This is a genomic window from Acidimicrobiales bacterium, from assembly GCA_035533595.1.
GTDB lineage: Bacteria > Actinomycetota > Acidimicrobiia > Acidimicrobiales > Bog-793 > DATLTN01.
Genome location: DATLTN010000038.1, coordinates 59204 through 73783, shown reverse-complemented (window position 1 = coordinate 73783; position 14580 = coordinate 59204). Strand labels below are relative to the sequence as shown.

Annotated in this window: 16 protein-coding genes; 8 read left to right on the top strand and 8 right to left on the bottom strand. The window is 71.9% G+C overall.

The genetic code is table 11. From position 1 onward, the window contains the following. Positions 1–216: 216 nt before the first annotated feature. Positions 217–1254: an amidohydrolase family protein gene (locus VNF07_07470; protein HVB06063.1), complete on the bottom strand. Its 1038-nt coding sequence runs from the start codon at positions 1252–1254 to the stop codon at positions 217–219. Positions 1255–1392: 138 nt separating this feature from the next. Here VNF07_07470 and VNF07_07465 point away from each other — a divergent pair, with 138 nt between their 5' ends. Then, a complete protein-coding gene (locus VNF07_07465; protein HVB06062.1) occupies positions 1393–1893 on the top strand; it encodes a DUF2505 family protein in 501 nt (166 codons plus the stop codon). Between the two features lie 30 nt (positions 1894–1923). Further along, positions 1924–2244 (top strand): hypothetical protein, encoded by a 321-nt coding sequence (locus tag VNF07_07460; protein HVB06061.1) that lies wholly within the window; start codon positions 1924–1926, stop codon positions 2242–2244. Between the two features lie 21 nt (positions 2245–2265). On the opposite strand, the gene VNF07_07455 is transcribed toward VNF07_07460, so the two are convergent. Together VNF07_07455 and VNF07_07450 are read right to left on the bottom strand one after the other, a co-directional pair. Next, complete coding sequence (locus VNF07_07455; protein HVB06060.1) at positions 2266–2643, bottom strand: RidA family protein; 378 nt, start codon at positions 2641–2643, stop codon at positions 2266–2268. Positions 2644–2706: 63 nt separating this feature from the next. Beyond that, positions 2707–3645 carry a hypothetical protein gene (locus tag VNF07_07450; GenBank protein HVB06059.1) on the bottom strand — a complete coding sequence of 313 codons (939 nt, stop codon included), beginning with the start codon at positions 3643–3645 and terminating at the stop codon, positions 2707–2709. Positions 3646–3901: 256 nt separating this feature from the next. Between VNF07_07450 and VNF07_07445 the strand changes: the two genes are divergently transcribed. The 5 genes from VNF07_07445 (at position 3902) to VNF07_07425 (ending at position 7369) form a co-directional block, all read left to right on the top strand. Continuing rightward, positions 3902–4714: an HDOD domain-containing protein gene (locus tag VNF07_07445; GenBank protein ID HVB06058.1), complete on the top strand. Its 813-nt coding sequence runs from the start codon at positions 3902–3904 to the stop codon at positions 4712–4714. After that, entirely contained in the window at positions 4714–6015 is a 1302-nt protein-coding gene (locus VNF07_07440; GenBank protein ID HVB06057.1) for a GGDEF domain-containing protein, read from the top strand. The genes VNF07_07445 and VNF07_07440 overlap by 1 nt, the downstream gene beginning before the upstream one ends. A 157-nt stretch (positions 6016–6172) precedes the next feature. Then, positions 6173–6463: a sigma factor gene (locus VNF07_07435; protein HVB06056.1), complete on the top strand. Its 291-nt coding sequence runs from the start codon at positions 6173–6175 to the stop codon at positions 6461–6463. Positions 6464–6472: 9 nt separating this feature from the next. Next, entirely contained in the window at positions 6473–6619 is a 147-nt protein-coding gene (locus VNF07_07430; GenBank protein ID HVB06055.1) for a hypothetical protein, read from the top strand. Positions 6620–6673: 54 nt separating this feature from the next. Then, positions 6674–7369, top strand: a complete 696-nt coding sequence (locus VNF07_07425) for a hypothetical protein (GenBank protein ID HVB06054.1) — start codon at positions 6674–6676, stop codon at positions 7367–7369. A 7-nt stretch (positions 7370–7376) separates the two neighbouring features. On the opposite strand, the gene VNF07_07420 is transcribed toward VNF07_07425, so the two are convergent. The 5 genes from VNF07_07420 to VNF07_07400 form a co-directional block, all read right to left on the bottom strand. Beyond that, a complete protein-coding gene (locus VNF07_07420; protein HVB06053.1) occupies positions 7377–8852 on the bottom strand; it encodes an aminotransferase class I/II-fold pyridoxal phosphate-dependent enzyme in 1476 nt (491 codons plus the stop codon). Then, positions 8849–10168, bottom strand: a complete 1320-nt coding sequence (locus VNF07_07415; protein ID HVB06052.1) for a diaminobutyrate--2-oxoglutarate transaminase — start codon at positions 10166–10168, stop codon at positions 8849–8851. Before VNF07_07415 ends, VNF07_07420 begins: the two co-directional genes overlap by 4 nt. A gap of 809 nt (positions 10169–10977) precedes the next feature. Continuing rightward, complete coding sequence (locus VNF07_07410) at positions 10978–11499, bottom strand: hypothetical protein (protein ID HVB06051.1); 522 nt, start codon at positions 11497–11499, stop codon at positions 10978–10980. Between the two features lies 1 nt (position 11500). Further along, a complete protein-coding gene (locus tag VNF07_07405) occupies positions 11501–12925 on the bottom strand; it encodes a hypothetical protein (GenBank protein HVB06050.1) in 1425 nt (474 codons plus the stop codon). A 54-nt stretch (positions 12926–12979) separates the two neighbouring features. Continuing rightward, the gene (locus VNF07_07400) at positions 12980–13969 is read right to left on the bottom strand and encodes a M48 family metallopeptidase (protein ID HVB06049.1); all 990 of its coding nucleotides are present in this window, start codon (positions 13967–13969) and stop codon (positions 12980–12982) included. Positions 13970–14134: 165 nt separating this feature from the next. Here VNF07_07400 and VNF07_07395 point away from each other — a divergent pair, with 165 nt between their 5' ends. Beyond that, positions 14135–14554, top strand: coding sequence for a hypothetical protein (locus VNF07_07395; protein HVB06048.1), 420 nt, complete (start codon positions 14135–14137; stop codon positions 14552–14554). The last annotated feature ends 26 nt before the right edge of the window (positions 14555–14580 follow it).

The window sequence follows — 14580 nt, the reverse complement described above, 5'->3', positions numbered from 1 at the left end:
ACCGGCCGGGGCGGGGCCCCGGCCGGTGGTGGCCACCTCGCGGTGACCCCGACGCCCGCTTCACTAGGGGCGGGTCACTTCGACTCGCTCTCTTCGTCTTCGCTCTCAGAACCCTCTTCCTCTTCAGCCATTTGTCACACCTCCTCTCCGTTTTCAAGGCCCCGCACGGGGTGCGGGTGTTCGCGTGGGACGTGCCGCGCCGGGTCGCGGCCCTCCCTACAGCCCGTAAAAGCGCCGAGGGTTGTCGTCCAAGATCTTGCGGGCGACCTCGGCGGAGATCTCCCCCGCCGCGCCGCGTGCCTCGATGTGGTCGAGCGCCTTCAGTTCGGCCGACTGGTCCGCGTGGGTGTAGTCGGTGCCGACGATGAGGTTGTCCTCCATGCCGTAGCGGAGGATGTAGGGGAGGTCGTCGTGGCTCTGGCAGGCGACGTAGATCCGGTTGCGCTTGAACAGCTCGGTGTCCACAAGGAGCGTGTGGTCAAGGGTCACCCCCTGCATGTGGTCGCGCCGCCCGCTCCCCGCGAGCACCGACAAGAGGAAAGGGATCCAGGAGGCTCCGGCCTCGATGATGCCGAAGCGCAGCGTCGAGTAGCGCTCAAGCAGGCCGGAGGTGACGAGCGGGTTGAAGGCCTGGACTGCGTCCATCGCCGTCGGCGACGAGGACTCCTCGGAGCCGTCCGAGCCGGTGTGGATGCAGATCGGGACGTCGAGCTCGTCGGCCGCGTCGTAGAGCGGCAGGAAGTAGTCGTCGCTCGCGCGCTTGCCGCACTCGAAGCCCTTCTTGAAGACGCCGACCGCGCCGTGCTCCTTCGCCCAGTGCAGCTCCTTCACGGCTTCGCCCATCGAGCGGAGGGGCAGGAGGGCCGCCCAGCGAAGGCGGCCCCCGGACTCCTCGGTGCGGGTGGCGAGCCAGCGGTTGTAGGAGCGGGTGAGGGCCACTTCCAGATCTTCGTGGCCTTCGAAGCGGCTCCGGATCCACGCGGTAGGGAAGAGCACCTGGGTGTCGATGCGCAGTTCGTCGAGGTGGCGGAGGCGCGCCGGGACGTCGAGGAGCTGGCTCGTCTCGCGGCTGACGCCGGTGCGGTCGTAATTGCGCACTGGGCGCCGCAGCGACATGCCGTCGGCCACCCACTGCTGGTCCCTCCCGTTGTCGGCAGGCAGCGTGACCGGCCGGAAGCGCTCGTCAGCCCCCTCCAAGAATGTCCAGGTGTCCTCGGTCTCGTCGACGTGCGCATCGGCATCGATCCGTGTCATCTGTTTCTTCGCCTTCCCCGTGAGGTCCCGTGGCGCGCATACCCGAGGGCTCGCCTCCGGGACAGCATGACGCGCCCGAAGCCTATCGACCGCCTCGTGGAGAGTCCCTCTCGGCAATCGACGCGCGAGCATCGTCTTGTGCGCTTCGCTTTCGAGCACCGCTTCCCCGCCGGCCCCACGCAGGTCCTCGGGGCGATGATCGACCCGGACTTCTATCGGACCCTCGCGCTCCCCGACCTGTCACTCCCCGAGGTCGTCTCCGCGCGCGACGACGGCGAGCGGGGTTCGCTCGCGCTCCGTTACACCTTCACCGGCCACCTCGACCCGATCGCGGCGGCCCTCCTCGGTGGTGGCGAGCTGCTCTGGCTGCAGGAAGTGACCGTCGACCGGCCGCGGGGCCGCGCCAGCCTGCAGGTCAGCCTCGAGCGACAGCCGGAGCGCCTGCACGCAGAGGGCGGGTTCCGCCTGGAGGAGACCGCCGATGGGGCGCTCCGTCGCCTGGAGGGCGACCTCGTCGTCGGCGTCCCGCTCGTCGGGCCGCGCGCCGAGCGGCTGATCCTCGGGGGCTTCAGCACCCGCCTCGACCTCGAGGCAGCGGCCCTCGCGACGGCGATCGCGACCGCCACCGATCAGCCGTAGGCTCGGCGCGAACACGCGAGAGGAGCCGAGATGCCGCTGTTCGACAAGATCAAGGCGCAGGCCGCCCAGGTGGCGCAGATGGCCCAGGACGCCGGCAAGGCGGGGCAGGCCAAGCTCGACCAGGTGCAGTCCAAGCGCCAGCTCGACGCCCTCTACCGCGATCTCGGGGCGGCCGTGTACGCCGAGCGCAACGGCGACGCCGCAGCGGGCGCCGAGGTCACCCGCCTCGTCGGCGAGATCACCGACCACATCGCCGCCAACCCTGCTCCCGACGAGGACGCGACCACCGTCACGCCGGGGAGCGGCGAGCCGCCCGCAGGCGGCGCGCCGAAGGCGACCTACGGCTCGTAGCTCCTCGGCGCGGCGGTGCCTTTAGTCGATGAAGGCGGTGAGCTCGGCCTGGAGGTTGGGGCCGTCGGGGTCGCCGATCACGTGGCGCGCGGGGCGGTCGCGCTCGTCGGGAAAGACCGAGATCCAGACCGCGTCGAGGGCGCCGCGGATCGCGCGGTCCTTCACGTAGAAAGTCATCTTCACGACGTCGCCGAAGGAGCCGCCGGCGGCGTCGAGGATCCGCTCCGCGTTCGCGAACAGCTCCCTGATCGCCTCGCCCGGATCCTCGGGAACCTCCCCGGTTGTGAGGTTGCGCCCCGAGATCGTGCCCGTCATGAGGAGGTTGCCGACCCGCGCCGCGTTCGGGATCGGGACGCTGTGGGACATCCCCTCGATGTGGATGGACTGTCGCTTGGCCATGGTTCCTCCTCGTTCGGGTGCTCGTTCGTTCGGGTGCTCTGTCGCCCGCGGGCGTAGTGAGTGCTAGAGGTCGTCGCAGTAGGCGAAGGCGCTGCCCACCGGGGAGGCGTAGATCGGGATGTAGTCGACGACGGTCGTGGGCCGCCCTTCGGCCATCGCCGCCGCCGAGATCCAGCAGAGGGTCTCTCGTGAGCCGCCCTGCGGGCCGCCGGGGGTCGGCAGGCCGGTCACGCCACGGCGGACGTGCACCCAGTCCTGGCTGGTGTCATCTCCGGGGGCGAGGTACGAGTCGAAGTGCGTGACCCACGACCCGATGTCGCCCTTCTCGAGGTAGGCGAGGCCGGTCCGGTCGAAATCTTCGTTGAGCCACGAGTTCGCCTGGCCGGGGGTGTGCCAGAGCCCCCCCGAGCCGATCGCCACGACGCGCAGGTCCTCGGGGTACTCCTCGACGATCTCGCGCACTGCTCGCCCGACCGCGAGGCAGCGCTCGCCTGTCAGCTGGGGGGCGAAGTAGGCGTTCACGAGGACGGGGACCGTCGGGATCTCGCCGTCGGTGAAGAACTTGACCGGCGTCATGATCGCGTGCGCCATCCCCGGCGGGTCCTTCGGCAGGTCCATCATGAAGGCGGGGTCGAATCCCCGTCCGAGTAGGCCGGTGAGCACGGCCTGCGCGAGCGACGGGTGGCCGGGAGCGGTCGTGCCACGCCCGTGCATCGTCGAGCCGAGGTAGACCGCGAGGCCGGGGAAGTTGTTGAAGTCGAAGCACTCGGCCTGGTCGTCGCCGAAGATGACGAGCACGTCGGGACGGAGCTCGGCGAGCTTGTCGCGAAGGACGCCCTTGGCGCGCTCGCTGCGCGCCCACTTCTCGTCCATCTCCTCCTGGCTCTCGACCGGGACGTCGGCGCGGTAGGTGCGCTGCTCGCGGCGCCCGTTCCAGCGGTCGGGAGGGATCGTCGTGAAGCCGCCGTGCGAGGTGTGCAGTACTCCGACCAGAGTCGCCATCGCGCCGATCCCCCCTGAGGCCCCCGACGGGCACCGCCCCGAAAGAGCTTAGGCCATCGAAGGATCGGGCGAAAGCGGCGGACTCGAGGGGCCCAGCAGGCTCAACCATTTGCCGGATCGTGCCGATAGGTACCTCGGGTGCAACAGCACCAAAGACATAAGGAAGGCCGGTTGGAGAGCGCTGCGCTGCAGGTCGAGTCGAGCCGACGGCTCGACCGACGGGCCGCGCTCACCCTCCCGCCGGAGGGAGGTCCCGATGGCACGTATTGACGTCGCGGCCCAGCTCACGAACATGCCGGCACAGCCGTTCGCGGCGATGCTCATCCTCCGCCTCGTCGACGACCCGGACGCCTCTCCCGCGCAACTCGCGCGGCTGGTCGAGATGGACCCCGTGCTCGCGGCGCGGGTGATGAGGCTCGCCAACTCTCCTGCCACCGGCGTGCGCAGCGGTGTGAACTCGGCGGCGCGCGCCGTGATCCTGCTCGGCTTCTCAGCGGTGCGGGCGATCGCCGCCGCCGCAGCGTCGTGCCTGCTCTCAGAGGAGGTCGACCTCGGCCCCGTGGACTACTGGGCGCACTCGGTTACCGTCGGCGCGGCCGCCTCGGTCGCCGCCGAGGTACTCGGGGTCGCCCAGAACGAGTCCTTCAGCGCCGGGTTGCTGCACGACATCGGGAGCGCCCTGCTGCACCGCGCCGACCCGGCGCGTTACGTCGACATCAGTGCGAACCGCGGCACCCGCACCCTCGGCGATGCCGAGCGGGAGGCCTTCGGGGTGAGCCACGCCGAAGCGGGTGCCGACGCCCTCGGCCTCTGGCACTTCCCGACGAGCTTCGTCGACGCCGTCGCCACGCACCATTGCTCGGTCTCCGGCGCGAGCCCGCTCGCACAGGCGGTGATCCTCGGTGAGGCGCTCGCCGAGCGGGTCGAGCCGGTGCGGCGTGGCGAGAACGTCCTGCGTCTCGAGGACGTGCTCCGCGACCTCGGACTCTCGCCGGCGCTGCGACCGACGCTGCTCAGCCGGACGCGCTCGGAGATCCAGGGCATCCGCACCTTCCTCGAGGCCAGGTGATGAGCGACATCCGCACGATCGGGCGCGGCCAGGCCCGTCAGCTCCAGGAGTTCCGCAGCTCCGAGGAGTCTCGCCTCCTCGCGCGCCTCGCCCAGACCGAGTGTCTCCTCGACCTCGCGAAGCTTCCGGGGCTGCGCATCGACCTCGCTTCCTACGCGGGGCTCGTCGTCGGGATCATCACCCAGTTCGTCCCGAGCCGCGCGTGCTGGGTGGCGATCACCGTGAGCGACGTCCCGCCGATCTCCACCTATTACGGCCAGGAGCTCGCGGAGGTCCCCGAGGGTTGCCGTCAGCAGCTCCTCTTCGACGACGAGCCGGCGGGCGAGCTCGTCGTCGTGCCGGAGGTCGAGCACCTCTCCCCGCCGGAGTTCATCCGCCAGATCGCGGAGCAGGTCTCCTCCAGCCTCGGAGCGCTCGTCGAGGCGGAGCGCCTCCGCCGCCAGGCGGCCATCGCGCAGACGATCCACCTCGTCGAACTGCTGTCGGACCAACCGACGACCGAGGACCTGACCCAGCTGGTGAGTGCCCTCGCCTCGTTGCCGAACGCGCTCGGCGCCCGCCTCGAGATCGCCCACCTGGCGATTGGCGGCGCGGTCTCGCTGACCGCGGGCGCCTCTCCGCTCGAGCCCCCCGAGCACATCGGCGTGCCGGGCGGCTCCGTCGGCGTGGCGATCCGCTGGGCGACCACGAACCAGCCGGGCGACAACGACACTCTCGGCGAGATCGTCCACCTCATCTCGGTCGCCCTCGGCAAGGCCGAGGAGCGTCAGCAGCTGCGCGACCAGGCGGAGACCGACCCGCTCACCGGGATCGGCAACCGCCGGCGGGCGCTGCGCTCCCTCGCGGCGGCGATCGGCCTGGCCGAGCAGACCGACGACCGCGTGGGCGTCGTCTATCTCGACCTCGACCACTTCAAGAAGGTGAACGACACCCACGGCCACGACGTGGGCGACAAGGTCCTTACCCGCTTCGCCGCCCACCTGCAGCAGATGGTGCGCGCCTACGACACCGTCAACCGAATCGGCGGCGAGGAGTTCCTCATCGTCTGCCCCGGTCTCGACCAGCGGGCCGGCGAGGCGCTCGCCCAGCGGATCATCGACTCCACCCCCGCGGCGTGTGCCGACGCGCTTCCTCCGGAGTGGAAGCAGACCGCCTCGGCCGGGGTCGCCTGCTACCCGACCGTCGCCACCTACTCCGAGGGGCTGCTGCAGGCGGCCGACCGCGCCCTGTACCGGGCGAAGAACTCGGGCCGGGACCAGGTCCAGGTGGCGACGAGCTCCGAGGTGGAGAAGGCGAGCTGACTTCCCCGGCGGTGCGGCGGGGGTCCGCGCTCTCCGCTCGCCAGCCGCGTATGAGTGCCCGTGGCCGTAACGCGAGGGACGCCGACGGACATGTGTGGATGTGCAGTCATTGGCGCCGCGGCTCGCCACGGCCCTCCCCGCCGATGAGCCGGGAGGCGTGAGCCCGCCCCGCGGGGCACCGCCGGAGCCGGGCGAGGTGCGCAGCGAGGCTGAGGTCGAGCGCTTCCGCCTTCTCTACCGGGAGAACTACCGCCGGCTCGTGGGCTACGCGCTGCGGCGCACGGCGAACAACGACGAAGCAGCGGACGTGGTCGACGAGTCGTTCCTCATCGCGTGGCGGAGCGCCAACGGCGCGGCGATCACCCTCCTCAGCGCCCGGACCTCCGGCTACCCCCCGGCCTACTGGCCCTCCTTCTTGTCCTCGCCGAACTTCTCGCACCACCGGTGAGGTGGCCGGGTGATCCTCTACTCTCCGCACGCCCAGGGGGCGGTCACCGAGGCGATGTTCGAGGCGGACGGCTACTTCGTCCAGGTGACGGGGAAGAAGGTCGCCCTCGCACAGGTCATCCAGTTCGCGAGCGAGCTGCGCTTCAGCCCCGGATGAGCGCGCCGGGCGGGCACCGGTACGCTCTCGTTCCCGACAGGGCGGGAGGTCACGGTGCGGGTGAGCGTCGTCGCCGACGAGGGTGACTCCAAGACGGGCTTCGTCGGCGAGCACCTGCGGGCTCGCGGCGCTGAGCTCACGATGTTCTTCCGCGACGAGCTCGCCGCGGGAGGAGACCCTCTCGCCGCCGCCGACCTCCTCGTCCTCCTCGGCTCGGAGCGCGCGGTGCACGACCCGGCACACCGCGCCGTGGTCGCGCGCGAGCAGGGACTCGTCGCGAGCGCCGAGCGGCGCGGCCTTCCGCTGCTCGCCGTCTGTTACGGAGCGCAACTCGTCGCGGGGATGCTCGGAGGACGGGTCACCCCTGCCCCCGTCGCGGAGATCGGCTGGCAACGGATCGAGAGCGACGAGCCGTCGCTCGTCGCCCCCGGCCCCTGGTTCGAGCTCCACTACGACCGCTTCAGCGCGCCACCGGGCGTGCCGCTCGTCGCCCGCAGCGAGGCGGCGCCGCAGGCCTTCGTGCACGGCCGCACGCTCGCGGTGCAGTTCCACCCCGAGGTCGACGCGGAGATCGTCAGCGAATGGGTGCACCTCGACCGGGCCAAGCTCGCCGCCCTCGGCGTCGATGTCGAGGCGCTCCTCGCCGAGACGGCGGCCGTCGAGGCCGCCGCAAGCGCCCGCTGTGCCGAGCTCCTCGAGCGCTTCCTCGACAAGGTCGCGACGCGACCGGTGTTGCCGACACGGGACTGAGGGACCCTCAGTCCGCGAGGCAGCGCAGCATCGCCCCCTCGGCGTCGGCCATCCCGACGATCCGGCAGCCCGCGGCGAGGAGCTGCTCGATACTCTCCAGCACCGCCGCGGACACCACCTCGCCCGGCACGAGGAGGGGGATGCCGGGCGGGTACGGGACGACCATCTCCGCGGCCACCCGGCCGAGCGCCTCGTCGCGGGGGAGGGAGAGCGAGCCGGCGGCGGGAGCCATCGAGGCCTCGCGCGGGGTGCGCCGCATCTCGGGCACCTCGCCGGGCCAGCGCGAGACGGGGCCCTCGCCTGGCACTGCGACCCCGCCGGCCGCGGCGAGGTCGGCGAGCGCGTCGACGAGCAGCGCCGCGCTCTCGTCGTCGTCGGCGGCGGTGAGCGAGAAGACCATCCGCCGCAGGTCGCTGAACTCGGGGCGGATCCGCCATTCGCCGGCGAGGTAGGCCGCCGCCTCGGGAGCCGACCAGCCGAGGCCGACGACGTCGATCACCAGCTTGCTGGGGTCGTAGTCGGCGATCCCGCCGACGCCGCGCAGCTCCTCGCCGTAGCAGCAGAGAGGCGCATAGCGCCCGGCGGCGGCGCGCACCGTGCCGGCGAGGGAGAGGGCGCGCGCCCAGCGGGCGGTGCCCGTCGCCGCGAGCTCGGCGACCGCGACGTCGAGCGAGACGAGGAGCAGCGCAGACGGGGAGGAGGACTGCAGCATCTGCAGCAGGCCGTCGACCCGTTCGGCGTCGACGAGCTCGCCCTGATGGTGCAGGAGCGAGGACTGGGTGAGCGAGCCGAGGGTCTTGTGCGGGCTGTGCACCACGAGGTCGGCGCCGAGGGAGAGCGCGGGAGCGGGGAGCCCGGGGTGGGCGACGAAGTGGCTGCCGTGCGCCTCGTCAACGATGAGCGGCACCCCGGCGTCGTGCGCGAGGCGCGCGACGGCGGCGAGGTCGACGCACAGTCCGTGGTAGCTCGGGCTCGTGACGTGCACGGCTCGGATCTCGGGGTGCGCGTCGAGGGCGCGCCCGACGGCCGCCGGGTCGACACCGAAGAGACCGTCGATCGCGGGGTGGGCGACGGGCGGCAGGTAGAGCGGGCGGGCCCCGGAGAGGGCGAGCGCCGCGTACGCCGAGCGGTGCGAGCCCCGCGCCAGCAGGAGGGTGTCGCCCTCGCCCACCGTCGCGCAGATCGCCGCCAGGTTGCCGACGGTCGCACCGTTGACGAGGAACCAGCTGCGCGCCGCGCCGAAGAGGCGGGCGGCGCGCGCCGTCGACTCGAGGAGGGCGCCCTCGGGGTGGTGGAGGTAGTCGAAGCCCCCCATCTCGCTGACGTCGGCGTCGTAGGCGACGTCGCCGAGGAGCGCCCGGCCGGCGGGGGGCGCGCCCTTCGCGCCTTTGTGCCCGGGCATGTGGAACGAGGCCCGCTCTCCTTCTCGGACCTCCCGGAGGTGCCGGGCGAGCGGTGGCTCGCCGGCGGGGGGAGAGCTCAACGCTCGAGCGACGACCTCGTCGCGTCGGCGAGGATGTGGATCCCCTCGGCCAGCTGCTCGGCCTCGATGTTGAGTGGCGGCAGGATCTTGAGCGCGGTGTCGTTGCGTCCGACGCGCTCGATGATCAGCCCGTTGTCGAAGCTCTTGCGCGCGATCGCTGCGGCGAGCTTGCCCGTCGGGTCGATCGCCGCGGTCTCGACACCCCAGATCATGCCGAGGCCGCGGGCCTCGATCCGCGGGTCGAGCGCCAGCACCTCAAGCTCGAGGAGCTGGGCGGTGAGGGCGGAGTTCGCGGCGGTCGTCGCCTCGATCTCCTCCTTCTCGAACACTCCGAGGGCGGCGACAGCGGCGACGAAGGCGAGCTGGTAGCCGCGGAAGGTCCCGGTGTGGTCGCCGGGCTGCAGCACGTCGAGCTCGGGGCGCATCATCGTGATGGCCATCGGCAGCCCGTAGCCACTGATCGACTTCGAGACGGTGATGATGTCGGGGACGATCCCGGCCCGCTCGAAGGAGAAGAAGGGCCCGGTGCGGCCGCAGCCGGTCTGGATCTCGTCGACGATGAGGACGATCCCGTAGTCGTCGCAGATCTCGCGCAGCCCCTGCAGCCAGTCGACGGGGGCGATCGCGACGCCGCCCTCGGCCTGCACTGTCTCGACGATCACCGCGGCCGGGAGGTCGATCCCGGAGTGGGTGTCGTTGAGCACCGCGCGCAGGTAGGCGAGCGTGTCGATCTGGGCCATCGCGCCGAAGGGGAAGGGCAGGAAGGTCACGCCGTCGAGCGAGATGCCCGCCGCCTCGCGGTGCTGGCGGTTGGAGGTCGCTGCGAGGCTCCCGAGGGAGTGGCCGTGGAAGCCGCCCATGAAGGAGAAGACGCCGCGCCGCCCGGTCGCCTTGCGGGCGATCTTGAACGCCGCCTCGACGGCGTTCGTGCCGGTCGGGCCGGGGAACTGGATGCGGTGGGGGAGGCCGCGGGGCTCGAGGATCCGCTCGGTGAACTCGTGCAGGAAGGTACCTTTGGCCGCCGTCTCGAGGTCGAGGCCGTGGGTGATGCCGTCGTCGGCGAGGTAGTTGAGGATCGCCGCCTTGATCGTCGGGTGGTTGTGGCCGTAGTTCAGCGCCCCGGCGCCCGACAGGAAGTCGAGGAAACACGCACCCCGCACGTCATACAGGAGCGCACCGCGCGCGGAGGAGAAGGTGGTCGGGAAGGACCGGGAGTAGGAACGGACATTGGACTCACGTTCCTCGAAGATGCTGAGCGGTGCGGGTGCTTCGGTGTCGCTGCCGACGTCGACTGACGACTTGATCTCGTGTATCACCGTTTCCCTTTCGTCGGTGCGCGATGCGCACCCTGGTATCTCCTCCGACAGAGGCGGGCCGGCGGTCCGCCAATTGCTTGCGCTTGCCGTCTCGAGGCGCAGGCGCGCCCGATCGGGCAAGGGACTCTAACCGCTCGCATCCGTCGCGGTGGTCAATTGTGCGAAAGTTCACCCTCCTGGTGACCCCCGGAAGCCGTGCGGCCACGCTCCGTAGCGGAACGCAGTCGGAGCGGCGATTCACCCACTTCGAGACCGACCGCGGCGGGGACAATTTCTCGCTATCACGGGCGCCCGATTTCCTTCCGAGCACGGCTGCGACTTCACGACGGCGACCGCCGCAGTGCCGGGGTCAGAGTGATAAGAGCGCAGTTCGGGCGGGGGAAATCGGCGGCGCACAATCGCTCTCGCGAGGAACGGACCGCGGAGGTTGGGGACGGCGGAAGCGGCGGACGGCGGTTTCGTCGCCGCCCCGCTGTCGCAACGCAGGACGGTGCGAGTTGCGACCTCCCATTGCGCGCAACGGCGCACGGGAAAGGGAGCCGATGGGCTCGCCGGGCCGAGCAACTTCGGGCCGCGTGCTCGCAATCATCGGCATTTCTCCGGGCACGAAACCGCTCCCCGCGGGCAGCCGCGCGCCGTCCGATACTGCGCCTCGGTGCCGCGCCGAGAGTGGGCGACGAAAGCTCGGCTTTCCGCACCCACGTCGGAAATTGCGTCGTCCGCAGCCGGGGGTTTCGATGCCATCGGTACCGGCGAGGTGGCCGAGTGGCCGAGTGGCCGGGTGGCGGGGTGGCGGGGTGGCCGGCCGGTCAGCCGGCGAGGTCCTCGCCGGCCTGGGCGATCACCGCCGAGAGGGCCTCGGCCGCCTCGTCGTAGGCGCCGCGGGTGGCGACCTCCTCGATGATCGGGCCGATCACCGCCGCGAGGTAGCTCGCCATCGCGATCGCGGTCTCGGCGAGATCGACGTCGAAGGGGTCGACGCGCACCGCCGCGTTGTAGCGGTAGTAGAGGAGGTTGGCCGTTTCGAGGTAGCCGAACTCGCCGATCGGGCTGTTGGCGTTGGCGAGGTTGAGGAAGCGAAGCAGCGCCCCGAGCGAGTCGAGGGCGACGGGGTAGGGAAGGCCGACGTAGGTCTGGAGGATCGGGACCTCGAGCGGCCCGGGGAGGAACATCGCCTGCGCGTGGAGCACCCTCCCCTTCGCGTCCGGCTCGAGCTCGACGTAGAGCTGGTCGGGCAGGCCCCCTTCGCCGAGGCGGAGCGTGACTGCGGCGTCGAGCTCGTCGAGCGCGTCCCGCAGCGAGTGGAGGAGGAAGTCGTGCGGCCCGCCCACCTCAGGAGGCGTCGGCGGCCGCGAGCTTCTCCTGGACGAGCTTGGCACCGCTCGCCGAGCGCAGCTCCTCGGCGCTGATGTTCATTCCCGACGCGACCTGCAGGGCGTCGAAGGCCTGGAAGTCCTTCATCGTCGGGACGCTCGTGTCGCGGTTGCTGAGCCGGAAGGCGTTGGTGCCCCTGCGGAAGGGGGCCTCGGTCTCACCCTGCCTGCGGCCGAGCCTCGCCGCTTCTCCGGCGGCCTCGGCGTTCTCGCTCGCGAGCGCCGCAGAGCGCATCGCCATCCCGACCTGCAGGTTGCTGTGCGCTGCGGCCGTCGCCTTGGCCAGCTCCTCCTGGGCCTTCTTCTTCTCGGCCGGGTTCTTCGCCGCCTGCAGCTTCGCCTCGGGCTTCTTCCTCGCCTCGGCGATCTCCTTCTTCTGCGCGTCGGAGATGCCCTTCTTGTTCTCGGCGTCCTGGCCGACCTGCTTGGCCTTGTTGCGCATGCTCGCGAGGGCGGCGATGCCGCCGATGAGGGCGGCGCCGATTCCGATCGCCCAGCCGATCGGGTTGCTCGCGAGCAGCAGCGCGCCGGCGGCGATGCCAAGGCCGCCAAGGACGGTCTTGAAGCCGGCGACCCCCGCCTTGGTCTTCGCGCGGTCCTTCGCCTTGGCGAGCCACATGCGGCCCTCTTCGGTCGTCGGGGAGACGTCGCCGAGGTCGCTCAGCCGCTTCAGCGACTTCCCGAGCTTCCACAGCCCCTTGCCGGCGGTGATCGCCCCGCCCGCGACCATGAGGCCGAAGGCCGCGGGCGCGAGCGCCGCCCCCGCCGCGCCGGTCTTCGCCGCGATCTCGAGGCCCCCGAGCGCCGTTCCCGCCGCCCCGCCGGCGAGCAGCCAGCCGCCACCGCGGGCGGTGCGCGCGCCGAGTCGGCGCATCGCCTTGTCTTTCCCGGCCTTGTGGCGCTTGTAGAGGCCGTAGCCGATGAGGCCGGCACCGGCGATCGTGCCGAGGCCCCCGGTCGCCGCGCCGAAGGCGCCGCCCGCTTCGCTGACCGCAGTCGTCGAGCCGAGGCTCGTGCTCGCACCGCCCGACATCACGTCGCCGAGTCCCTGTGCGCCACCGATCGCCGCGCCCGGCGCGGCGATCGCCGCTCCTGCGCCACCGACTCCGGCGACCACCGCCGACTTGCCGGAGAAGACCCCCGCCGCACGCCGCGCCAGGCGCTCCTCGAGGTCGTCTCGCTGCACCGTCGTGCTCGAGGCGAGCAGCCGCTGCACCGCGCCGTTGCCGGCGGTCTGCTGGAGCGCGAGGACCTCCCGTGGGCCACCGTGGTGCTCGGTGCGGCCGACCAAGTTGGCGAGGTCGTCCTCCCGCTGCACCGGTGCCGCCGCCCGGGCGGTCGGCCCATTCGGGCGCTGCCGGCGGGGGGCGTAGGTCTTGGTCACCCAGGGGAGGCTACTGCCGCCGGGGCCGACGGCGGCCCGGCAGATGAGGTTCCTTCAGCCGAGATCGCCGTCGCCACCCTCACCGCGCAACCACTGCGAGACCTGGCCGGCGAGGCGTTGCACGCCGCCGGCGACGCGGTCGACGATCTCGGTGAAGCGCTGGCGGTAGTGCTCGGTCGCCGCCTTCATCTGCTCGGAGGGTGGCGGCTCCTCGCCGCGGCGGAGGTAGCTCCCGTCGCGGATGCGGTCGTAGTCGCCCTCGCGGACCCAGCGGGTGAGCTCGGCGACGCGCCGTACCGTGAACGGGTGGGTGCGGGTGAGCTCGGTGAGCCACCGCCCGGGGCGGGCGAAGAGGTCCTCGGTCTCAGCGAAGGCCTCCGCCTGGGCAATGAAAGCGTTCACGTCGAGGCCCTCGACCGAGCCGCCGGCGAGGTTCATCAGCAGCCGGCAGCTGACCATCGGGTCCTCGTTCACCAGGGTCGCGGCGCGGTCGCCGGAGAGCTCGGCGCAGCGGTACCACTCGAGGAGGACGAGCGCGACGGCCTGGAGCGGCAGCCGGGCGACGGGCGCGAGGCCGCTCGCCAACAGCCGCTGCAGGATCTGCAGCACCGTCCCGTAGTGGACGTGGTCCGAGAGGACGTGCCCCGCCTCGTGCGCGAGGACGGTCCGCCGGGCGTCGTCGGGCAGGTTGGCTATGCCCGAGGTGATGATCACCACCGGCTTCGAGGAGCCGACGGTCGCCGCGTTCGTGACGCCGGGTGCCGCCGCGAGGTAGAGCCCCGGCACCGCGGGGAGGTCGAGGGCGCGCGCGACACCGACGTGCGCGGCGTAGACGGCGGGGAGCTGCCGCTCGGAGAGCTCGACGGCGTCGGCGAGGAGCAGCTGCTGGAAGGCGCGCTCGATGCGCAGCTCGGAGAGGCGCTTCAGCACCCGGTCGAGGAGGGGGATCGAGCCGAGCGCCGCGGTCGCGGCGCGGTCCGCCGGGTGCTCGTAGGCCTTCGGGCTGATCGCCGGGTAGCGGATGTCCGTCGTCGTGATGGCCATCGCCTCGCTCCCCTCCGGCCGCCGAGCGGCCGACGGGGCATCTTCGCGCGCCGCGGCCGCGACAGCTTGACGCGATCTTGAGGGAGACCTGAGGCCAGCGCCCCCGCGGCGTTGAGGTGCCCCGTGCACACTGCAAGGGTGCGAGGACAGGAAGGTCACGCTGCCGTGTCCGGGGGCCGCACGACGGGGCCCCCGGACACGGACACCCTCTGCTCCCGGGCTGTCGTCCCTGCGCCACTACCCCTCCTCGACGTCGGCGTGATCGACCAGCTCGCCGAGGAGCTTGGCGACCGCTCGGCGGTGGCCCGTTTCCTCCGCAGCTTCGTCGAGCTCCTCCCCGGCCGGGTGGCCGCGATCGGCGCCTTCGGAGAGCCGGGGGCGCTCGTCGACCAGACCGAGAGCATCGCCGCGGCCGCTTCGATGGCCGGCGCCCACCGCCTCGCGCAGTGCGTCGCGGAGATCGTCGACGCGGCACGTGCGGGCAGGCTGCCGGAGGCCACCGAGGTGCGGGCGCTGCACCGCGAGGCCTCGGCCACCCGCGCCGAGCTCGGCTACTACCTGGAGGCGCTCGAGGCCGCCTCGTAGCCCGGCCCCCGCACCCCCGTCATCGG

What these genes read in the sequence shown, in the direction of transcription:
- VNF07_07445 (HVB06058.1), top strand. Translation starts at nt 3,902, where the DNA reads ATGGCACGTATTGACGTCGCGGCCCAGCTCACGAACATGCCGGCACAG.
- VNF07_07450 (HVB06059.1), bottom strand. Translation starts at nt 3,645, where the DNA reads ATGGCGACTCTGGTCGGAGTACTGCACACCTCGCACGGCGGCTTCACG.
- VNF07_07470 (HVB06063.1), bottom strand. Translation starts at nt 1,254, where the DNA reads ATGACACGGATCGATGCCGATGCGCACGTCGACGAGACCGAGGACACC.
- VNF07_07400 (HVB06049.1), bottom strand. Translation starts at nt 13,969, where the DNA reads ATGGCCATCACGACGACGGACATCCGCTACCCGGCGATCAGCCCGAAG.
- VNF07_07440 (HVB06057.1), top strand. Translation starts at nt 4,714, where the DNA reads ATGAGCGACATCCGCACGATCGGGCGCGGCCAGGCCCGTCAGCTCCAG.
- VNF07_07460 (HVB06061.1), top strand. Translation starts at nt 1,924, where the DNA reads ATGCCGCTGTTCGACAAGATCAAGGCGCAGGCCGCCCAGGTGGCGCAG.
- VNF07_07455 (HVB06060.1), bottom strand. Translation starts at nt 2,643, where the DNA reads ATGGCCAAGCGACAGTCCATCCACATCGAGGGGATGTCCCACAGCGTC.